Source organism: Coriobacteriia bacterium (assembly GCA_013334745.1).
GTDB lineage: Bacteria > Actinomycetota > Coriobacteriia > Anaerosomatales > JAAXUF01 > JAAXWY01.
The window spans coordinates 33,453-55,175 of sequence record JAAXWY010000008.1 but is presented as its reverse complement, the minus strand read 5'-3'; the positions used below and the strand labels follow the sequence as shown (position 1 = coordinate 55,175).

At 65.0% G+C, this 21,723-nt stretch carries 17 protein-coding genes; 8 read left to right on the top strand and 9 right to left on the bottom strand.

What is annotated here, in order from left to right:
- Window positions 1-66: 66 nt before the first annotated feature.
- A complete protein-coding gene (locus HGB10_03855; protein ID NTU70941.1) occupies window positions 67-1,635 on the bottom strand; it encodes a citramalate synthase in 1,569 nt (522 codons plus the stop codon).
- Between the two features lie 42 nt (window positions 1,636-1,677).
- Window positions 1,678-2,592 carry a branched-chain amino acid transaminase gene (locus HGB10_03850; protein NTU70940.1) on the bottom strand — a complete coding sequence of 305 codons (915 nt, stop codon included), beginning with the start codon at window positions 2,590-2,592 and terminating at the stop codon, window positions 1,678-1,680.
- A 117-nt stretch (window positions 2,593-2,709) separates the two neighbouring features.
- On the opposite strand from HGB10_03850, the gene HGB10_03845 reads away from it, so the two are divergent.
- Together HGB10_03845 and HGB10_03840 are read left to right on the top strand one after the other, a co-directional pair.
- Window positions 2,710-4,065 carry a hypothetical protein gene (locus HGB10_03845; protein ID NTU70939.1) on the top strand — a complete coding sequence of 452 codons (1,356 nt, stop codon included), beginning with the start codon at window positions 2,710-2,712 and terminating at the stop codon, window positions 4,063-4,065.
- A gap of 97 nt (window positions 4,066-4,162) precedes the next feature.
- Window positions 4,163-5,539, top strand: coding sequence for a glycosyltransferase family 39 protein (locus tag HGB10_03840; GenBank protein NTU70938.1), 1,377 nt, complete (start codon window positions 4,163-4,165; stop codon window positions 5,537-5,539).
- Here HGB10_03840 and leuB read toward each other — a convergent pair.
- From leuB to HGB10_03825, 3 genes are all read right to left on the bottom strand, one after another.
- Window positions 5,536-6,651, bottom strand: coding sequence for a 3-isopropylmalate dehydrogenase (gene leuB, locus HGB10_03835; protein NTU70937.1), 1,116 nt, complete (start codon window positions 6,649-6,651; stop codon window positions 5,536-5,538). The genes HGB10_03840 and leuB overlap by 4 nt on opposite strands.
- An 89-nt stretch (window positions 6,652-6,740) precedes the next feature.
- On the bottom strand, window positions 6,741-7,802 hold the full coding sequence (locus HGB10_03830; protein NTU70936.1) for an NAD(P)-dependent oxidoreductase: 1,062 nt from the start codon (window positions 7,800-7,802) through the stop codon (window positions 6,741-6,743).
- 11 nt (window positions 7,803-7,813) lie between these two features.
- On the bottom strand, window positions 7,814-8,695 hold the full coding sequence (locus HGB10_03825) for a decaprenyl-phosphate phosphoribosyltransferase (protein ID NTU70935.1): 882 nt from the start codon (window positions 8,693-8,695) through the stop codon (window positions 7,814-7,816).
- An 89-nt stretch (window positions 8,696-8,784) separates the two neighbouring features.
- On the opposite strand from HGB10_03825, the gene HGB10_03820 reads away from it, so the two are divergent.
- On the top strand, window positions 8,785-9,789 hold the full coding sequence (locus HGB10_03820) for a flippase-like domain-containing protein (GenBank protein ID NTU70934.1): 1,005 nt from the start codon (window positions 8,785-8,787) through the stop codon (window positions 9,787-9,789).
- Here HGB10_03820 and HGB10_03815 read toward each other — a convergent pair.
- Together HGB10_03815 and HGB10_03810 are read right to left on the bottom strand one after the other, a co-directional pair.
- The gene (locus tag HGB10_03815; GenBank protein ID NTU70933.1) at window positions 9,786-10,751 is read right to left on the bottom strand and encodes a radical SAM protein; all 966 of its coding nucleotides are present in this window, start codon (window positions 10,749-10,751) and stop codon (window positions 9,786-9,788) included. The genes HGB10_03820 and HGB10_03815 overlap by 4 nt on opposite strands.
- Complete coding sequence (locus HGB10_03810) at window positions 10,744-11,661, bottom strand: GDP-L-fucose synthase (GenBank protein ID NTU70932.1); 918 nt, start codon at window positions 11,659-11,661, stop codon at window positions 10,744-10,746. Before HGB10_03810 ends, HGB10_03815 begins: the two co-directional genes overlap by 8 nt.
- A gap of 206 nt (window positions 11,662-11,867) precedes the next feature.
- Between HGB10_03810 and HGB10_03805 the strand changes: the two genes are divergently transcribed.
- The 5 genes from HGB10_03805 to HGB10_03785 are packed head-to-tail and all read left to right on the top strand — an operon-like array spanning window position 11,868 to window position 17,375.
- Entirely contained in the window at window positions 11,868-13,058 is a 1,191-nt protein-coding gene (locus HGB10_03805) for a glycosyltransferase family 4 protein (protein NTU70931.1), read from the top strand.
- Between the two features lie 4 nt (window positions 13,059-13,062).
- The gene (locus HGB10_03800) at window positions 13,063-13,689 is read left to right on the top strand and encodes a sugar transferase (GenBank protein ID NTU70930.1); all 627 of its coding nucleotides are present in this window, start codon (window positions 13,063-13,065) and stop codon (window positions 13,687-13,689) included.
- Window positions 13,686-14,297 carry an acetyltransferase gene (locus HGB10_03795; GenBank protein ID NTU70929.1) on the top strand — a complete coding sequence of 204 codons (612 nt, stop codon included), beginning with the start codon at window positions 13,686-13,688 and terminating at the stop codon, window positions 14,295-14,297. The genes HGB10_03800 and HGB10_03795 overlap by 4 nt, the downstream gene beginning before the upstream one ends.
- Window positions 14,298-14,307: 10 nt before the next feature.
- A complete protein-coding gene (locus HGB10_03790) occupies window positions 14,308-15,519 on the top strand; it encodes a DegT/DnrJ/EryC1/StrS aminotransferase family protein (GenBank protein ID NTU70928.1) in 1,212 nt (403 codons plus the stop codon).
- The gene (locus HGB10_03785) at window positions 15,516-17,375 is read left to right on the top strand and encodes a polysaccharide biosynthesis protein (protein ID NTU70927.1); all 1,860 of its coding nucleotides are present in this window, start codon (window positions 15,516-15,518) and stop codon (window positions 17,373-17,375) included. The genes HGB10_03790 and HGB10_03785 overlap by 4 nt, the downstream gene beginning before the upstream one ends.
- An 85-nt stretch (window positions 17,376-17,460) precedes the next feature.
- On the opposite strand, the gene HGB10_03780 is transcribed toward HGB10_03785, so the two are convergent.
- Together HGB10_03780 and leuD are read right to left on the bottom strand one after the other, a co-directional pair.
- Window positions 17,461-21,000: a hypothetical protein gene (locus HGB10_03780; protein NTU70926.1), complete on the bottom strand. Its 3,540-nt coding sequence runs from the start codon at window positions 20,998-21,000 to the stop codon at window positions 17,461-17,463.
- Between the two features lie 194 nt (window positions 21,001-21,194).
- Window positions 21,195-21,677: a 3-isopropylmalate dehydratase small subunit gene (leuD, locus tag HGB10_03775; GenBank protein ID NTU70925.1), complete on the bottom strand. Its 483-nt coding sequence runs from the start codon at window positions 21,675-21,677 to the stop codon at window positions 21,195-21,197.
- Window positions 21,678-21,723: the final 46 nt, after the last annotated feature.

Below are 21,723 nucleotides of genomic sequence, written 5' to 3'. Positions count from 1 at the left end.
ATTAGCGCGATTGATTCCTCCCCGTTGTGAGGTTCCATGCGCACGGGCGATGTCCTGCGAACTCTCTTATTCGGCCGCTGGCGCGGCGTCGTCAGGTGCCGTAGCCAGGCCGTACTCGACTGAGTCGACCAGCGCTTCCCACGATGCCTCGATGATGTTCTCCGAGACGCCCACGGTGCCCCAGCTCGTCTCGGCGTTCTTCGTCTCGATGAGAACGCGGGTCACCGCTCCGGTGCCCTTCTTGTCCTCGAGCACGCGCACCTTGTAGTCGTCGAGCGTGATTCCGGCCAGCTGCGGGTAGAAGCGCCCGATTGCGATGCGCAGCGCCTTATCGAGTGCGTTGACCGGGCCGTTGCCCTCGGCGGTCGCGATGTAGCGGTGTCCGCCGACGTGAATCTTGATGGTCGCCTCGGTGGCGACGCGGCCGTCGTCGCGCTTGTCGGCGATGACTCGGAACGACTCGAGCGTGAACGCGGGCTCGTACGTACCGAGGCGCTTACGGAGCAGGATCGCGAGCGACGCGTCGGCGGCCTCGAAGCTGTAGCCACCGTGCTCGAGCTCCTTGATGTCGTCGAGAACGGCTGCAGCCTGCTCACCCGAAAGGTCGATGCCGAGTTCGGCGGCTTTCATCGTCAACGATGCGCGACCCGCGAGTTCACTCACGACCACGCGCGCGAGGTTACCCACCGCCGCAGGATCGACGTGCTCGTAGGCGCCGGCGAGTTTGCCCGTGGCGCTCGCGTGCAGGCCGCCCTTGTGTGCGAACGCGCTTACGCCGACGTACGGCGCCTGCGCGTTGGGCGCGAGGTTCGCGGTCTCGGCGACGAAGTGGCTGACCTCGGTGAGCAGGCGAAGCTGTTCGCGCGAGATGCAGTCGTCGCCCATCTTGAGCACGAGCGCGCCGATGATGGCGATAAGATCCGCGTTGCCGGTGCGCTCGCCGTAACCGTTGACGGTGCCCTGCACCTGAACGCAGCCGGAGTCGACCGCGACGAGCGAGTTCGCGATAGCGCAGCCTGAGTCGTTGTGGGTGTGAATCCCCAGCGGCGCGGCGACGCGACTCGCGACGTCGGTGACGATGCGCGCGATGTCAGCCGGCAACATGCCGCCGTTGGTGTCGCAGAGCACGATCGTGTCAGCGCCAGCATCGGCGGCGGCGGCGCACACGGCGACCGCGTAGTCGGCGTTGGCCAGATACCCGTCGAAGAAGTGCTCGGCGTCGAAGAAGACAGTACGGCCCTGCGACTTGAGGTATGCGACCGAATCGCGCGCCATTTCGATGCCCTCGTCAAGGCTCGCACCGAGCGCCTCGGTGACCTGCAGGTCCCACGCCTTGCCGACGATGCATATCGCCTGACACCCGGTGTCGAGCAGCGCCGCCAGCCCGGGGTCCTCAGCCGCCGAGACGCCTTTGCGCCGCGTCGACCCGAACGCCGAGATCACCGCTTGCTCCAGCTTGAGCGACTTGGCGCGCTCAAAGAACTCGATGTCCTTGGGGTTCGAGCCGGGAAAGCCGCCCTCGATGTAGTGCACGCCGAGCAGGTCGAGCTTGGCCGCTATGCGCAGCTTATCCTCGACCGACAGCGACATTCCCTCTCGCTGCGTGCCGTCCCGAAGCGTGGTGTCGTAGAGCATGACCACGGGCGTCTCCTCGGCGGTTGGTTGGCGGTGTGAGCGCTAGACGCGCTCGAGCCACTCCTCGTAGCCCGGCTCTTCGCCATGCACCACGCGGAAGTAGGTGGACTGCAGCTCCAACGTGACGGGGCCCGCCGGACCGATGACTCGATGGTCGACCGAGCGCACCGGCACGACTTCGGCCGCCGAGCCCGTCATGAACATCTCGTCACAGGTGTAGAGGTCGGTGCGCACGAGCGACTCCTCGACGATGTCGTAGTCGAGATCGACCGCAAGCTGCATGATCGTGTCGCGCGTGATGCCCTCGAGCAGCCCGTCTGAGACCGGCGGCGTCGAGATCACGCCGTCGCGCACGATGAAGAGGTTCTCGCCGGTGCCCTCAGTGACCTTACCCTGCTCGTTGAGAAGGATCGCCTCGTTGTAGCCGTGCTGGTTCGCCTCGATGCGGGCGAACGATGAGTTCAGGTAGTTGCCCGTCGCCTTGATCGCGGGCGGCATCGAGTTGATGCCGCGCTGGCGCCACGAGCTGATTCCCACATCGACGCCCTCACGCAGCGCCTCCTCGCCCATGTAGGTCTCCCACGGCCAGCACGCGACCGAGACGCTGACGGGGGCGGGAATCGGATCGAGGCCCATGATGCCGTAGCCCCGAAATGCAATCGGGCGGATGTAGCAGGACGGAAGGTCGTTCACTCGGATGGTGTCCTTGACGACCTCGACCATCTGGTCGACCGAGTAGCCCAGTTCCATGAACAGCATCTTCGCCGAGCGCTCGAAACGCTCCATGTGCTCGGTGAGCCTGAACACGGCGGGGCCGTCGGGGGTCGCGTAGCAGCGGATGCCCTCGAATACTCCGGAGCCGTAGTGAAGGGCGTGCGTCAGGACGTGTACCTGCGCCTTGTCCCAATCGACAAGTTCGCCGTCCATCCAGATCTTGTCCACGGCGGGCAGAGTCATCGTGCGCACCCCTCTCGGCAGCGTCTGATAGTCGTGCCATTGTACGCGAGTGGATTCGAGCGTGCAGGGCAGGGTGATAGAATCGCGACGTTCACAGCCGAGGGAGAGCCCGTCGCCATGTACCGCAAACCGATTGTGGGATTTCTCCTGGTACTTGCAACGCTGACAGCGCTCTTTGCGAGCACCGGTACGATTCGCAACCTGCATTACAAGATCGAGAGCGACGGAAAGTACTACTACCAGTTCTTGGTCTCCGCGGTTGGCGACGGTGACCTGGACTTCACCGACGACTATCGAGCTCCCCGGTATCCATGGATGGAGCAGGATGTCGACCACTACCTCCTGCGCTATGAGCTGAGCCCCGTGTCGGGGCGGCCGTCGAACCCGTTCTCCGTGGGGCCCGCAATCCTGTGGCTGCCCTTCGCGCTCATAACCAAAGTGGCGGCCAGCATTCTGATTGCGATCGGCGTCCGGGTCGATCCGAGTCCGTGGGGCCGCTTCTTCCAGTACGGCGTCATGTGGAGCGCCGTCGTGTACGGAACCGCTGCGTTGTGGTGCCTCTACAGACTCACACGTCGGTTCGTCGATCCGAGGGCCGCCGCGTGGGCGACCGCACTGGCACTGCTCGCGACGAACCTGCTGTATTACGTGATCTTCGAGCCGTCCATGAGCCACACCTACGACGTGTTCGCCTACTCAGCGTTCCTGCTCGCCTTCGTCACGTGGTCCAAGCAGGCGGATCCCCTGCGACTTGGCGCGCTCGGTGTGCTGGGCGGACTGTGCATTCTGGTACGGACTCAGAATGTGATCACCATCGCCCTCTTCTCTGTGCTGCTCGGCTGGCTCTGGCTGCGACGGCATGAACCCCGTCAGGCGAAGTCTCTGCTGGCGTACTTTGCGGCCCTGGCGATCACGGCATCGCCGGTGGCGCTGGTGAACACCTACCTCTACGGTTCGCCAGGCACGGTGCCGCAAGGCGAGGGCTTCCTCGATTGGGCCCATCCGTATGTGTGGGAGGTGCTGTTCTCGGGTCGCAACGGCCTCTTCTCGCACCACCCGATTCTGCTGGTCGGGCTCGTGGGGGTGCTCGCGCTGATCGCCGACCGATACCGCAATCGTGACTACGACACCGTTGCGATCCTCGCCGTCATGCTGCTCGCATTCGCCGGTCAGGCGTACGTGAACTCCGTGACAGCCGACTGGTGGGCAGGCGACTCGTTTGGACAGCGCAGACTGCTCGGCTCGCTGCCTTTGTTCACTATCGGGCTGGGCTTCGCTGCCGAGAAGGCGCTGCGCGCTGCGCCACGGATTGCGGTGACCGTGTTCGTCGCCAGTATGCTGGCCGGCCTGTACCTGACATTCATCCACGTATGGCTGTGGCCGTACGATCAGCCGCACAACATCCTCGCCTGGATGTTCATCGACGGACCTCGTGCCGCGATCGCTCGTTTCGGAGGGCGCTTCGGCTTGTAGTCGACGGTCCATGCGACGTACATGCGTAACGTGTTGACCTGCGACGACAGTCGTTCGAGGGTGCTAGAATCGCGACGTTCACAGCCGAGGGGGTGCCGTGCAGCAAGGACCGCAAGCGTCTTCCTACCGCACATCTCGCACCGCGATCGGCATTCTCGTCGTCGTTCTCGCGATACGTCTGCTCGCCGCGTTGTTCATCATCCCGACGGTGACCGCCGACGCAGAAGGCTACGAGGCGGCCGCGATCCGGGTGTTTGAGACCGGCTCGTTCGCTTATCCTCCGATGACTTCGTCCTACTGGGAGACGACTTCTGACGGCGTCCTTCGAGTCTCACAAGCCGGACACGCACTTCTCGGCGGAATCGAGCGCAACGCCTACACGATGCCGGGCTACCCGATTGTGCGAGCAGCGGTGATGGCGGCGACCCCTAGCGACGGGCCGGCCAGAATCGCAACACGCTTGCTCCAAGCGCTGCTCAGCACCCTTGTCGCATGGGTCGCGTACCTGCTCGGGCGGCGATTCTCGGAGCGCGCCGGGCTGCTCGCGCTGCTCGGCTGCGCCCTGTACCCCCCGTTCACCCTCGCCAACTCCTACCTGCTGACCGAGGTGGTCTTCACGGCGGTGTTGATAGCAAGCGTGTACGCCGTCGTGCGCTGGAGCGACGACCTGGATACGCGATGGGCGCTCGCGGCGGGCGCGCTGTTCGGCGTGTCGCTGTACATCCGGCCAACCATGGCGCTGTGGATCCCTTTCGCCGCGCTTTGCGTGGTGGTGGCGCGACGGTCGCAAGTGAAGAAGGTCCTTCTGCAGAGCGCCCTGCTCGGGCTTGTCGTTATCGCGGTCATCACACCGTGGTGGCTGCGTAATGGGTCGATCTACGACAGGTTCGTTCCGTTCACGACTGGTGCGGCGGTCACCACCATCGAGGCGATTCGGATGGACGTCGATGAACCACTCCCGCTACCATGGCGCTCGAGCGCACCGAAGCCCACTGTGGAGCAACAGCGGATCGCGGTCTACACGCGCCAGATCCTGTCGGGCGGACAAGCGGTGGTCCGCGATGAGTCGCAACTCGCGAGCTACTTCGCACAGGAGACCGATGCGCTGGTTGCCAGGGTACGAGCCGAAGGGCTACTGCCGTCCCTTGTCGGGGCGCGCGCTCGTGCGGTACTGATGTCGGTGCTTCGGCCGCATGCCGTCTCGCCGACGGCGCTCAGAGGTGTGCCGTTCACGCTCGCGTGGGCGATGCAACTCGTACTGCTCGCCGCATTCGCGCTCGGGGTCGCGCTCGCCCCACGACGCCTCGATACGCTGTTACTGATCTCGCTGCCGCTCTACTCACTCACTATCCACGCGATCGTCATCTCGTACCACCGCTACCACTTTCCGGTGATGCCGTTGGTGGTGGTCATTGCGGCGGTGGGAATCGATGTGGCGCTCAAGCGCTCGCAGTCGGCCGTAACTGAGTCCTAGCCCAGCGCCACCAGCACGAGGTCGCCCATCGCTACGGTACCCACGATCTTGTCGGCGGGCGTGTCGGCATCCGCGATATCGCGCGTGCGCCAGCCATCGGCGAGAACGCCCTCGATCGCTGCTGCGAGCGCATCGGCGGCGGCATGCATATCGAAGCTGTAACGGAGCATCAGCTCGACGGAGAGCAGCATCGCAAGTGGGTTCGCGACGCCCTGACCTGCGATATCTGGCGCGGAGCCGTGGCTCGGCTCGTAGAGCGCGGTGCCGTCGCCGAGCGACGCGCTCGCAAGCATGCCGAGCGACCCAGTGAGCATCGACGCCTCGTCGGAGAGAATGTCGCCGAACATGTTCTCGGTGACCATGACGTCGAACTGGTTGGGCGTGCGGATGAGCTGCATGGCCGAGTTGTCGACGAGCTGGTCGAAGAGCTCGACGTCGGAGAACTCCGCAGCGTGCAGGCGGTGCACGACCTCACGCCACAGGCGCGAGGACTCGAGGACGTTGGCCTTATCGACGCTGTGGACGCGATTGCGACGCGTGCGCGCGGTCTGGAACGCGAGGCGTGCGATGCGCTCGATCTCGTACTCAGCGTACAGCATGGTGTCGTAGGCACGCATGCCCTCGCCGCCACCAGTGGCCGCTCCCTCGACGCCCGTTTCGCGAGCACGGTCGCCGAAGTACAAGCCCCCGGTCAGCTCGCGCACGATGAGCATATCGACGCCTTCGAGGTACTCGGGCTTAAGTGAGGATGCATCACGAAGCGCGTCGAAGATCTTGACCGGGCGCAGATTCGCGAACAGTCCGAGCGCCTTTCGGATGCCGAGCAGCCCCTGCTCGGGGCGCGGCCTGGCAGGGTCGGTCGTGTCCCACTTCGGGCCGCCGATTGCGGCAAGCAGCACCGCGTCCGAGCGATATGCGACTTCCAGGGTGGCGTCGGGAAGCGCCGATCCGGTCGCATCGATCGCCGCGCCGCCCAGTAGCGCTTCCTCGAACTCGAACGTGACGCCGTTGGACGCACCGATGGCGCCCAGTACCTTGACGGCTTCAGCGGTGATCTCGGGACCGATGCCATCGCCCGGCAGCAGACAGATTCGGTAGGTGTTCTCGCTCATGTTCGCTCCCCGCTCGTGCATGGTCTTGTGACGCGCGAGTATACGCGAGTGAGCGGAGGCGCGCCCCGGTCGACCCCAAACGGCCTCGCCTAGAAGAACAGCTTCGCCACCGAGAGAATCCCCTGTTTCCACGGCACCCGATGCGAGACCCCGCCCGTACCCTCGAACTCCTCTAGATGAGCGCAGTACCACTCGTAGTTTCGAAGCAGCGCGTCCTTGTTGGAGTACTTCGGTGCGAATCCCAGCACTTGCTGCGCCTTGTCTATGGAGACGAAAGAGTCCTTCGACGCCGTCTCGTAGACCCACTTGTAAAGGGGTGACAGGTGCAGCGCCTCGAGTACGCGAAGCGTCCAGATCATGGGCGCTGCGGGGAACCCGTGAATCTTCTTCCCGAAGCCGGCGAGATCGAGCACCGCCTGGTAGTCCTCACCCATCGTGGTGAACTCAGCGGCGCCGATGTTAAAGGTGTCGTTGACGACCGCCTCATCGAGAGTGCAGCACAACCTGATGGCATCGCAGAGGTCATCGACGTCAAGGAGCTGGTATCGGTTCTTCCCACTGCCGATCATCGGAAAACCGTGCCCGGTTCTAGCCCAGTCGTAGAACAGCGCGAAGACGCCCAGGCGCTCAGGACCGACGAAACTCTTCGGACGGATGATCGGGATACACATCCCCTTCTCGCGAAACTCGCGGCAGACGCCCTCCGCCGCGATCTTGGCCTCGCCGTACGGACCGACGCCGATCATCGGGTCGTCCTCGTAGAGCGGATGATGATCCGGAATGCCGTAGACCGCCGTGGACGAGATCATGACGAAGCGCGCCACCCCGTTCTTCTTGGCAGCCTCGAGCATCCGTCGCGTGCCATCGACGTCGGTGGTGCGAATGTCGTCTGGCGAGTAGAGCGGCAACGCTGCGGCGCAGTGCACGACGAAGTCGATATCGCGACAGCATCGATCAGCTGTGTCCGCGTTGCGGATGTCGCCCACGATCCAGTCGACGCGGTCGCGACAGTCCTCGTAGTCGAACTCGAGCAGGTCGAGTGAGCGCACAGAATGCCCGCGCTCCAGCAGCGAACGGATGAGGTTGATGCCGAGGAATCCGGAGCCTCCGGTGACAAGGAATCTGGCGGGAGCCGTCGGACTGTCGGTCATGGGCAACTCTCCTAGCTCAAGAATCGGGGGGCGATGTACAAGACGGCGACCGAAGCGGTCACCCACAGCGCGACGTCGATGATGATGGGCCCGTCCGAGAGGAGTATCTCCTCGGGCCGACCGCCGCCGTCCTTGCTCAACACCAGGTACTGGTAGCGGAGCACGCCGTATATCACGAACGGGATCGTGAGCATGAGCAGATAGTCAGGAGCGAGCTCCTCGAAGAACGTGTACAGCGCGTACGAGGTGATCGTGGCAGCCGACAGCGTCACCATGAAGCTGTCGAGCAGTTCGGCTGAGTACTCGGAGAGCACCGGACGGTGAGCGACGGATCGCTCCCGCAACAACACGATCTCATGACGCCGCTTCGCTGCTGCGAGAAAGAGCATGAGCAGCCCCGTGCACAGAACCAGCCACGGCGAGACCGGCACCTCGATGGCGACCGCGCCTGCGACGGCGCGCAGTACGAACCCGGTGGCGATGACCAGCATGTCGACGATTGAGACGCTCTTGAGCGCGAAGGTGTAGAGCAACTGAAGGACGACGTACGCCGCGAACACCGCGGTGAAGTCGGGACCGACGAAGAACGCCAGTGCGAAAGCCGCAATCGCCAGTACGGCCGAGACGCCCAGGGCAGCCGGCTTGCCCAACCGACCGGATGCCACCGGGCGGTCACATTTCACGGGATGGGCGCGATCTCGATCTGCATCAAGAACATCGTTGAGCGCATACAGTGCGCTCGTCCCAAGGCAGAAGACCACGAACGCGACAGCCGTCTCGCCCAGTAGCGCGGTATCGAGCAGCTTGCCCGAGAAGACAAGACCCGCTGCGACCACGAGGTTCTTGGTCCACTGGCGGGGCCGCATCAACCGTATGACGTCTCTGAAGTCCATGAATGCGATAATCCTCGGCGGTGCTGCCGCGACTCTCGAATCGGTCGCTTGAGCCTCGACATTGTAGCCCTACGCCCGCTGTGGAGACCATGAACTCGAAGCGCATCATGAGTGGGATCGTGCTGGCCGGCCTTGGCAGCGTCTTGGTCTACGCGGCGATGGCCTTCCTCACCGACGCGCCGGCGATGGCGCGGGCGCTCGCGGCGTTTCCTATCACCACGTTGGTCTACATGCTCGCTCTGGCGTTCGCCAGCTTCGTCGTTCGCGCCGTGCGCTGGGGTGCGCTGATGCGTGTCGTGGGGCGCCCCGTCTCGTTTGTGGACGCACTATACCTGCAGCTTTCGGGGCAGACCATGTCGGTCACACCGGGCCGGGTGGGCGAGATTCTCAAGCCGTGGCTCGCGAGCAACACCTCAGGCCTGCCGATGACGCGCGGAGTCGCGCTCGTGTTCTCTGAGCGGCTCGCCGACCTCATCGCCGTCTGCTGCCTGGCACTGGGTGGGCTCGGGGCCATCGGAGGGAACCTCTGGGTGCTTGTGGCTGTGCTTGCGGTGATCCTGATCGCGACAGGGATAGCGAGTTCACCCTGGTTTCATGCGCTGGCCCTGGGCGTTGTCGAGAAGCAGGAATGGTCCCGCAAACATCACGCGTCAGCGTCTGCGATCTCACAGACCATCCGCACCGCACTCACCTGGCGAACGCTGCTGTGGTCCGTCCCGTCATCAATCGTCGCCTGGGGCCTGGAAGGGGTCGGATTCGGGCTCTGCCTGTCCGCGCTCGGCTTCTTCAAACTGTCGATGGTCACAGCCGTCTCCATCTACGCCATCGCCACGCTTGTGGGCGCGTTCACTTTCCTGCCGGGGGGCATCGGTCTGACCGAAGCGTCGATGGCAGGCATCCTCATCGCGCTGGGCATGAACGCCTCGGATGCCGCAGCTGCGACGCTCATCACCCGCATCACAACCCTGTGGTGGGGGGTCGGCGTGGGATGGATCGCAATCGCGACGCGACCGTCACTGTTCGCACGACTACTGTCTGCCACCGACGAGGACGACGCCGCCGAGGATTCGACGACGAACACCGCAAACGACTAGCGGCGGGTCGGCGGCTTCGTCAGCCACTCCGTGAGCACGTGCTTCGAGGCACGCCACTCCTCCACTTCGCGCTCCTTCTGATCACAGTTCGAGCACCAGTGCACAGGCCCGCGAAGAAACTCGAATATCTCCTCGGGATCGTGCTCGTCTCGGATGCTGATCCAGTCGGTCGGGTAGATCTGGAGTCCTCGAATCCCGAACGTGCTGCGGAACACCTCGGAGTACGCGACGAACGCGCACGGATAGAGGCGGCCGTCGCGCAAGATCGGCCGGTTGTTCACGCCGCGACACCGGGAGAAAGAATCCGAAGCGTCTTGCGACCCAAGCGGGTCGATCGGCACGCGCACCTGCTCGCGATCGGGGCGCGTCCACTCGACCTTCACGCCGCGCTGCTTGCCCGCGAGGTCGATCTCTACCGCCGGCAGCCCGACCGGCCGGGACCCCACGAGCAACGTGACCTTGCTGGCGCGCAGAGCGTCCCAGAAGGGCTCGTCCTGCTGCATCAGCAGGGTGCCGTTGGTGCGCAGATAGATTCGCGAACGAGGGAAGATGGCGCGCGCACGGGCGAGGAACTCGAGAACCTTGGGGTGCAGCATCGGCTCACCGCCGACGATCTGTACACGACGCACGTTCGAGAACGCCGCCGACAAGAGCCGAAGGTCCGACTCGAACTGGTCGATATCGGCAAGACTCGGCTCGCATAGGTTCGCGAAGCTCGGACAGGCGGCGCAGTCAAGGGTGCAGTGGTCGACGATAGGCACTTCAATCTGGAACAGCACCGGTTTGCGCTTGAGGACCACCCGACGAAACCAGATCAGCCACTCGGGATCGCGCGTCACGAACGACCTGAACGTCGCCTTGCGCTTGATCGCTCCACCGGCCGAGGCGATGCGTTCGCTGGCGGGAGGCGGCTGCTCGAGGCCGGGCAGTTGCGCGTAGCGGGTATCAGGCATCTCAGGCATCTGCGCTGTTCGCCTCAAACCACTCGATGGTCCTCGCAAGCCCCGTGTCGAAGTCGGTCGTCGCCTCGAAGCCGAACCTGTCCATCGCGCGTGCAGTGTCGAGCTTTCGACGCGGCTGGCCGTCGGGCTGGCTCGCATCCCAGATCAGCTCGCCGGTGAATCCGGTGAGCGCTGCGATCTTCTCGGCGAGGTCCTTGATGGTGATCTCGAAGCCCGCACCGACGTTGATTGGCTCAGGCTCGTCGTAGCGCTCGGCGGCCAGGCAGATCGCCTCGGCGGCATCGGCCGCGTAGAGGAACTCGCGGCTCGCGGTTCCGGTGCCCCAGAGCGTGATCGAGTCGGCCCCGGCATCACGGGCCTCCACGCACTTGCGGATGATCGCCGGTATGACGTGGCTTGAGAACGGATCGAAGTTGTCGCGCGGCCCGTACAGGTTGACCGGGAGCAGGAACACGCCGTCCATGCCGTACTGCTGCCGATACGCCTGCAGCTGCACGAGCAGCGCCTTCTTCGCCAGACCGTACGGTGCGTTGGTCTCCTCGGGATAGCCGTTCCAGAGGTCTTCCTCGTGAAACGGAACCGGGGTGAACTTGGGATAGGCGCACACAGTGCCCAGGCACACGAACTTGCCAACTCCCGCGAGGCGCGCCTGCTCGATGAGCTGGATACCCATCATCGCGTTCTCGTAGAAGAAGCGACCGGGCTCGGCACGATTCGCGCCGATGCCGCCGACCACGGCGGCGAGATGGATGATGACGTCGGGGCGTCCCTCGGCGAGCGCTGCGATGATCTCGCTCTCGCGGGTAAGGTCGTAGTCGCTCTTTCTCGGGGCGAAGACGCCGGTGCAGCCTCTGGCGGCCAGCGCCTCGAGGACGAACGAGCCGAGGAAGCCACCGCCACCGGTGACCATGACGCGCTTGGTTGCGAGATCGATAGTCAAGAGTCCTCCGTGTCGTGCGGGATGCGTCAGGCGAAGATCGTGTTAAGCGTCTGTATCGCACCCACTCTATGTGCTGCGCCAACAGGCTACAACACTGCGACCAGCGTGCCACGCACGCGCTAGAATGGCGGCGGTGCATCTTCGCGCCCACTGCTATCCACCGACGAGCCTGAGAGGTGACGACCCGCTTGAGCAGCGACGAGCACCTGTGCGACCGCGGCCGAGCGGCTCTGTTCGTCACGACGGTCCCGATCACGCTCGAGGCGTTCCTCGTGCCGTTCGCCAAACACCTTCGCGCGCAGGGCTGGCGCATCGACGCGCTCGCGAACGGTGCGACGCGCGCCGAGACCATCGCCACGGAATACGACCAGCACTTCGACATCGGATGGAGTCGCAACCCGCTCGCTTTGGGCAACGTCAGCGGCACCGCGGCAGCAATACGCCGCGTCGTCGAGGCGGGCGACTACGACATCGTGCACGTACACACGCCCATTGCGGCGTTCGTAACGCGTTATGCGCTACGCGGTCGCCCGCGCGCCGAGCGACCCGCCGTGATCTACACGGCACACGGCTTCCACTTCTACCGCGGCGGTGCACCGACAAGCAACGCGGTGTACGAGCGGCTTGAACGTGCCGCAGCGGCGTGGACCGACTACCTCGTGACCATCAACGCCGAGGACTTCTCCGCTGCACGCGACTTCGGCACCATCGATCCTGAGCGCGTTCGGCTCATTCCCGGCATCGGTGTCGACGTCGACGCGTACGGTCCGACCGCGGCAAGCGACGCGGAGATCGCCGCGCTTCGAGAGAAGCTCGACCTGCCCGCCGATGCGTTCGTGCTCACGATGATCGCCGAGTTCGGTGCGGTGAAGCGGCATGAGCACGCCTTCAAGGCGCTCTCGCTCGTCGACGATCCGCGCGTGGTGCTCGTGCTCGCCGGTGACGGCCCTCTCGAGTCACGGCTGCGCGAGCAGGCGATGGCGCTCGGCATCGAGACGCGGATCCGCTGGATCGGATACCGCCGAGACGTCCCGACGCTCCTGGCCGCGAGCGACGCGCTCATGCTCTGCTCCGAGCGTGAGGGACTCAACCGCAGCGTGCTTGAGGCCATGGCTGCGGGCAAGCCCGTCATCGGCACCGACACGCGGGGCATCGCCGATGCGATCACACCTGACACCGGCTGGCTCGCCGACAAGAACGACCCGGCATCACTCGCTGCCGCAATCTCGGCGGCCGTGCGAGATCCGCACGAAGCCGCGCGCCGCGGTCACGCAGGTCGCGAGCGCGCCGTTGCTGAGTACGCACTCCCCCGCATCATCGACGCCTACGAGGAGCTGTACCGTGAAGCGCTCGCATCGCGTGTATGACACCGTGAAGAGCGCCCTTGATGCGATCGCATCGGGAGTGCTGCTCATCGTACTCAGCCCGGTGCTGCTGGTGCTGGCAGTTCTCGTCCGCGCGAAGCTCGGGTCGCCGGTCCTCTTCGCCCAGCAACGCCCGGGTCAGAATGGCCGCGTCTTCACGCTGTACAAGTTCCGCACGATGCGAGATGTGCCGAACGCACAGGGCGATGTCGATGCCGTGGCGAGCGATGCCGAGCGCCTCACGGGCTTCGGCCGAGCACTTCGCGCGACATCGCTCGACGAGCTGCCGGAGCTCGCCAACGTGCTTCTCGGAGATATGAGCATCGTGGGCCCCCGCCCGCTACTGACCGAGTACCTCACGCGCTACAATGACCGGCAGGCCCGCAGGCACGAAGTCCGCCCGGGAATCACGGGATGGGCGCAGGTCAACGGGCGAAACGCGGTCTCGTGGGATGAGCGTTTCGAGATGGATGTCTGGTATGTGGACAATCGGTCGTTCGCGCTCGACTGCCGGATCCTCGCCATGACCGTCACGACGGTCTTCGCACGCGAGGGAGTATCGGCGAAAGGCCATGCGACCATGGAGCCCTTCGCGGGCAGCGAGCCGCGACAGGGCGATCGGGAGGGCTCGTGAAGCTGCTCGTCGTAGGTGCCGGAGGCCACGCAAAGGTCGTCATCGACGCCGCCCGCGATGCGGGATGGGACGTCGTTGGCGTGATCGGTGCGCCGCGCGAGCGTCCCGACGTGCTCGGCGTGCCCATCAGCGCAACAGCCGACGGTATCGACGCCGACGCGTTCATCGTAGCCGTGGGTGACAACCGTCAGCGCGCTGCCCTCTTTGCCGAGAACGTCGCAGCGGGCAGGACCCCGGCCGCGGTGGTCCACCCCTCGGCGATCATCGGAACCGACGTCACCATCGGCGCAGGCGCCTTCATCGCGCCTGGCGTCATCGTCAATGTCGATGCCACGGTCGGCGTCAACTCGATACTGAACACGGGCTGCTCTGTCGACCACGACTGCGCGATCGGCGCCCACGCCCACGTGGGTCCGGGAAGCGCGCTGTGCGGCGGCGTTCGTTTGGGCGAGGGCGTCTTGCTCGGAGTGGGCTGCTCGGTGATTCCTCTGCGCTCGGTGGGAGACTGGGCGACGGTGGGTGCGGGGGCTACGGTCGTCGACGACGTGCCCGCGAGCGCCACGTACGCCGGCGTGCCCGCGAAACCACTGCACGGCTCGGAGAGCTGACGTGACCGAAATGCTCGCAATCGACGGCGGAACCCCCGTCCGCACCACACCGCTCCCCTCGTGGCCCGCACCGGGTGACGAGGAGGTCGCTGCGGTCACAGCCGTCCTGCGCTCGGGCAAGCTCAGCTACTGGACCGGCGAGCAGTGCCGGCGTTTCGAGGCCGAGTACGCCCAGACCCTCGGCCGTGCCCACGGCATCGCCGTCGCGAACGGCACGCTCGCGCTCGAGCTTGCGCTGCGAGCCTTCGAAATCGGTCCCGGCGATGAGGTTGTGGTGCCGGCACGCACATTCATCGCAACCGCCAGCGCCGTCGTGGCTGTGGGCGCGCGACCGGTGTGCGCAGACATCGACCCCGACAGCTCATGCCTGACGGCGCAGACCGTGCGGGCCGTACTGTCCGACCGAACACGCGCGATCATCCCCGTGCATCTCGGCGGGCGGCCGGTCGACATGGACCCGATACTCGCTCTCGCCGAGGAACGCGGTCTCGTCGTTATCGAGGACTGCGCACAGGCACATGGCGCCCTCTATCGTGGGCGACCGATTGGCTCGCTCGGCACCCACGCGGCGGCGTTCTCATTCTGTCAGGAGAAGGTGCTTCCGACCGGCGAGGGCGGCATGCTGCTGCTCGACGACGAGCAAGCGCATCGGCGCGCGTGGTCGTACAAGGACCACGGCAAGTCGTACGAAAAGGTCAACGATGCGGCCTTCATGTCCGAGCCGGGCATGTTCAAGTGGATGGTCGATTCGTTTGGCTCCAACTGGCGGATGGATGAGCTCGCTGCCGCCATCGGTCGCGTCGGACTTTCGAAGCTGCCCGACTGGCATGCGGTGCGCACGCGCAACGCCACCAGGCTGGCGGCGGGTCTCAGCGGCATCAAGTCGCTCCACATCCCGATCCCCGAGCTCGACTGCGAGCACGCGTGGTATCGGCTCTACGCATACGTGGTGCCCGAGTCGCTTGCGCCCGGATGGGATCGCGACCGCGTCGCTGCCGCAATCTCGGCGGAGGGCATCCCCGCCCACTACGGCGGGTGCGCCGAGATCTACCGCGAGCAGGCATTCATTGCGGCAGGACTCGCGCCCGCGACACGCCTCCCCAACGCTGCGCAGGTACACGAGACATCACTCGCGTTCCTTCTCCACCCCACACTCGCAGACGCCGATATCGACGATACGATCACGGCAGTTCGCAAAGTCCTCGAGGTGGCGTCCGCATGAGCGATCGGCAGAGCGCGTTCGCACGCGTGAGGGCGACCGGCCGCCTCTGGAACGGCGTGCTCGTCATCCTCGACATCGCCGTCATCGTCATCGCCACAGTCGGCGGCTACTACGCGCGCTTTGAGGGCATCGTGCCTCCCGAGTTCGCGCAGTGGACCACCCCGCTCGCGCTCGCGGCCATCGTGGTCTACGTCGGCCTCTTCGCGCTGTTCGGCCTGTATCGGCTGGTGCTGCGCTACGTCGGCGTCGACACGCTCCTCAAACTCTCCGGCGCCGTCACGGTAGGAGCCGGCATTCTCGTGCTCGCGGATGCGCTCCTCGTGCGCGAGAGCGTGATACGCCCGGTGCCTCTCGGCGTGCTGATGATTCAGGCACTCCTCGTCTTTCTCGGCGCGTCTGCGGTGCGGATGGCTGCGCGCATCTTCATGTACGTGCGCTCGTCGCGCTTCGGCTCGGGGCGCAGGGTCCTGATCGTGGGCGGAGGGAGCGCGGGATCGTTGCTACTGCGCGAGATACAGAGCCGACCGGACCTCGGCCTGACCGTCATCGGCTTCCTCGACGACCGACCCGTGTTGCGCGGGCGAACAATCGGTGGCGTGCACGTGCTCGGGGCGACGAGTGAACTCGAACGCATCGTGGCCGAGCGCGACGTCCAGGAGATCATGGTCGCGATGCCGTCGGCGCCGCGCGAAACGGTGCGACGCATCCTGAACGAAGCCGCCGACTCCGACGTACAGACGCGGATCATGCCCGCACTGGTCATCGCGAAGGGCTCCGTCAGCCTGCGCGACCTGCGTGGAGTCGACGTCGAGGATCTTCTCGGCAGGGAGCCCACGCGCATCGACGTGGACCAAGTCCGATCGACGCTCGCCGATAAGGTGGTCGCCGTCACCGGCGCCGCCGGCTCGATCGGCAGCGAACTGTGCCGGCAGATCATGGCGATGTCGCCGGCCAAGCTCCTGCTTATCGAGATCGACGAAACGCGACTCTACGAGTTGTGGCTTGAGCTGCGGCTCATCGACCCGCAGCCACCGGTGATGTGCGTGTGCGACATCCGAGACGTCGAGCGGCTCGATGCGGTCTTCGGCGAGCACCGCCCGGACGTCGTGCTGCACGCGGCCGCCTACAAGCACGTACCGCTGATGGAGATCGCCCCCGCCGAGGCCATCAAGACCAACGTCCTCGGCACGCTGCAGGTCATCGAGGCGTGTGAACGCCACGACACCGAGCGATTCGTGCTCATCTCGACCGACAAGGCGGTCGCACCCGCCAACATCATGGGGCTGACGAAGTCGCTGGCGGAACGCGAGATGCTCGACGCCACCCGCCGAGGCAAACTGCACGCGGTCGCCGTGCGCTTCGGCAACGTGCTCGCAAGTCGCGGGTCCGTAGTGCCGATCTTCCAGGAGCAGTTGCGTCACGGCGGTCCGCTTACCGTGACCCACCCCGACGTCACGCGATACTTCATGACCATCCCCGAGGCTTCGCGCCTCGTCCTGCAAGCGCAGGCCATCGGTGAACCGGGCGACATCTTTGTGCTGGAGATGGGCGAACCGGTCAAGATCGTCGACCTCGCCCGCAAGATGATCGCGCTCTCCGGCGTGCCCGCCGACGTTGAGTTCAGCGGCCTGCGGCCCGGCGAGAAGCTGCATGAGACGCTCGTCACCGAGTCCGAGACGCTGCTACCCACCGAGCGCGACAAGATTCTGCGCGTCGAACGCGCAGCGACGCCGGACACCGGTTTCGACGCGGAGATCCGAGCGCTCATCGAATGCGCGCTGCACGGCGATGTGAGCTGCGCCTCCGAGGCGATTGAGCGGCTCGAGCCGGGATTCGCGCAGCGGGAGCGCGCGTAGCAGCACGACGTCACCGCAGCCTGTTGCGCATACGAGAAGGGCCGCCAGATGGCGGCCCTTCCTGCGCTGCAATGATAACCCGCGGCTACTGGACCGGCGTCCAGTGCTGAGGCAACTGCGGGTTGCTTGTGTTGTGGCAGCTGAAGCAGGTGAATCTGCCGTGGTCGTAGGAGTGACACACCCCCGACTCGTTGTTGTACGGGTTGTCGTCACCCGTGCAGCTCGGGTTGGGCGTCTCCTCACCGTGATCGCCCCTCGGGTTGTCCCATCCGCTCGTGTGACAGTATTCGCAACCCGTGATTGGGTGCTCGGCCGGGAAGGTGTCGTGACACGATGTGCAGCTATTGGCGATGTCAGCGTGTGCCGGGATGTCTTCCGGTGCTGCGTGGCACGCTGTGCAAGCGGTATCCCCGGCAGTAACCGCGGCCTGTGCGTCGGGACGCGCCCCAGAACCATGGCAGATGGTGCAGTCGTACTTGGTTCCACTCGCGGGATGTAGCTCATGCTCGGTCGGCAGTACGGCACTGTGGCAGGTGTCGCAACCAGTCGTGCTGGTCGTGTGCGCGGCATCCGTCGCCGGGTCGCGATGTGGGGGCTCGAAGGAGCCATGGCAGGCTGGCGCGGTGCAGTCCTTGTTCGTGGGAGAGCCGTCGGCATGGCAGATCTCGCACGACGTCCGCGTCTGGCCAGCGACCATGGTGGTCGCCAGGCTGTGTAGCGCGGCCAGGTTGCTCGACGCGTGACACACAGCCGAGAAGCAGGTGCTGTTGGCCGAGAGGGTCTCATGCGCTGGATCGATACCGGCGTGCTTGGCGTTGGATGTAGAGACAACGTGGCAGTCGGCCTGCACGCAGGTGCCTGTCCAGCCACCCGCGAGACTTGCAGCGGCACTTGGATGGCACGCGGCACATCCGTCGTCGCTCGAACTGGCTGTGGGCTCCGAGTGCACTGCTCCGAGGTACAGATCATGGCAGTCGGCGCACGCGTGCGAGCCGTACGAGTTGCCCAGGATCGAGATCGTCTCGGCGACCGGTGAAGCGAGGTGGTCTGCCGCGACGTAATGGCTCTCGGCCTTGTCGGCGTGGCACGCGACGTTGGTGCAGTCGTCGATGGTCGGAACTCCCTCAGAGTGGCAGATCATGCAGGAGAAGCGAGCCGGCTCAGCCACGGTGTTTGTTGCATTGGCGTGCAGTGCAGCCAGGTTGCTGGCTGCGTGACAGCCACTCGCGAAACACGGGTCATTTGTCGCTGAGGTCACATGGCCCGACGTAGCCGAGGCGTGCATCGGTGCGGCGGACGACTCAGTGTGACAGCCGCCCTGAACACATGTGGTCTTGTCCCACGCAGGCGCGAGCGTATTCCATGGGCTGGGGTGGCATGCCCCGCAGCCATCGGCTGACGAGCTCGAGGTCGCCTTTTCATGCTCAGGGCCAAGCTCTGTTTCATGGCAAGCCGCACACCCGGGTGCCGTGTAGACGACACTGTCGATTGTGACGGTCTCGGTTGCCGGAGTGCCCTCGTGGCGGTAGACGACGTAACCATGAGCGTCCACCCGGTCCGGATGACAGCTCACGCAGTCTCCGCCCGTCGGGGTACCGGCCGCATGGCAGACCTGACACCCGGCGCGCTCGAAGCCGTCAACGACTCCCTCTGCGTTCTCGTGAATCTTCGCGACACTCGAGCTCGCATGACAGCCAGCCTTGACGCAGTTCGCATCGTTCGTGTTGGGCTGATGGTCGGCGTCGATGCTGGTATGCATCGTGGCGGTGCTGCCGGTGTGGCAGTCAGCCTGCGCGCAGGACTTGCCCCACGTCGGCGTCAAGGTGCTCTTGGGTGTGGGATGGCACTTCATGCAGTCCTCATCGGCACTGCCGTGAATGGTTGTCAGTCCCGATTCTCCGTGGCACTCCGAGCACGTGTGGTCACCGAACGAGACGCCGCTGATCGTGACGCTCGAGTAGGTCATTGTCGCAAGGTGCTGCGGCGCGATATCACCATGGGGCGAATCCATGTCGTGACAGCCGGTGCAATCGGTCAGAGGGCTGTCGTCTTCATGGCAGGTGAGGCACCCTTGCGTTGCATGGATGAGGGACACGTCGGTACCGCCGTCGTGGCACCCATCCTTCGTGCAGCCTGGTGCCGGTACGCCGTGAGCGCTCGCTGCACCCGAGTGCATCTCGTTCGATGTACCCACGGTGTGGCAGCCACCCTGCGTGCATGCCCGTCCCCAGTCCACAAACGTGCTCCGAGGAGTGGGGTGGCAGGAATAGCACCCATTGGTGAATGTCGACGAGCTCAACTTGAAGTGCTCATCGACCAGGTCCGTTGCGTGGCAGTCACCGCACACCGACCCCGTGAGCCCGAGCGCCGTGTCCGCAACGGTGGACGCATGGTCACCGTGCGTGACGGTCGTGTGACACGCCGAGCAACTCGTGTTGCCTGCGGCGACTGCATCCTTGACCTGCTGCGGCGCATTCGCGCCATGACACAGGTCGCACTGGTACTTGACCGTGGCAGACTCCGGATACTGCGAGTGCTCATCGATCAGAGACTCGATATGACAGCTCTCGCACCCATTGGGGTTCCCGATGCTCGCGTGGGCCGCGTCAACCTCTGCGCTCGTGTGCTGAGGAACCGCGCTGTTCGCTTCGCGATGACACGTGGCACAGGCAAACGGCCCGGAGCCCTGGAAGTCGGCCCCGCCGTGATCGAACTTGTGGCACGAATCGCTCGCGCCATCGATTCCGCCCCCGGTGCATCCGGCCGCCGTGGGCGTCTCTTCCCCGTGGTCGCCGTAGGGGTAGTCGTAACCATGGTCGTGACACGCCTCGCAGCCCGATACAGCGTGCGCGGCGGGATAGGTGGTGTGGCACACGGTGCATTGGTCACCGTTAGACATCGGCGGTGAGACCGTGAAACTCCAAGTTCTCGATACGTTGGTTCCCTGAAGATCCCTCGCCGTGAAGACGCACGTCCGCAGCCCGGGACTCAGGGCCGAGCCCAGCACGGCGCGAAACGTCTTGGTGCCGGCGGTATACGTCATGGGAACCGTGGTGCCGTCGATCTTGAGCGAGTACGTTGAGAAGCCGGTGCTTCCCGTGATCACGCCAACCGTGACGGAAGCGGGCGAAGCAGGCAGGACGGAACTCGGAGACGGCGACACGGTGCTGATCGTGGTCATGTTTCCGTAGCTGAACGTGCGCGTGTACGTCGAGACACCCGCCGAACTCGTCACCCTGGTAACGACGGTGTTGACGCCCAGGGCGACGTTGTTCGCCGAGAACGACCCCGTCACCCTCGCGACCGACCAGTCGTCAACCGCCCAGTAGTCCGACTCCGACTCTTCGTCGTACTCGCTGTGCCCGACGTAGTGGTCCCGGGCCACGAACAAGGCCGGAACCCCGTTGAGCGTGACCGTGGCGCCCGTGATCATGGCCACGTCGTCGACGTCGACCTTGATCTGAATGGGCTTGGCTAGCACGGTTGCACCGGCAGCAGGCACCGGATTCGAGAACACCGCTGTATCCAGCGCCGCCGCCCTACTCGCCGGAGCTACCAGCCCGATCATCGCGGCAAGCACCGCCACGACCAGAAGTCGACGGGTCGGCATGAACAGTCGAGCCATGGTGACCATCCCCCCCAAGAGACATCACACACCCCCGCAGGCTCACCGCCCCCAATTGCGGTAACACAAACAATTGCGAGCGGACGAACCGCCTACTTTGTTTCTGTACCCAGATTATCGCCCTCTCAACAAAGTGGGTAAAGAGACCGGGCCGCTAGAGCGGAGCCGTGCAGGGCGACGCGCAGAGAACCGAACTAGCGCTTGATGGACTCGATGAGTCCACCCTTCTCAATGATGTCCTTGATGAACGGCGGGAACGGCTGCGCCTGATACGTCTCACCTGTCGTCTCGTTCACGATCACGCCGGTGTCCGCATTGACCGTCACACTGTCGCCGTTCGAGATGCCGTCAACGGCCTCGGGGGCTTCCATGATGGGCAGCCCGGTGTTGATGGCGTTGCGGTAGAAGATGCGCGCGAAGCTCTTCGCGATGACCACTGAGACGCCCGCGGCCTTGATGGAGATGGGCGCATGCTCGCGGCTTGAGCCGCAGCCGAAGTTCTCGTCTGCGACGAGGATGTCGCCGGAAGCGACCTTCGCGACAAACCCGGTGTCGAGATCCTCCATGCAGTGCTTGGCGAGCTCCGCGGGATCGCTCGTGTTCAGGTAGCGGGCCGGGATGATGACGTCGGTGTCGATGTCCCTGCCGTACTTGTGGGCGGTTCCGGTGAACTTCATGCGGTTGGCTCCCTCAGCGAATGCTCGAACGTCTATCTGCGGATTG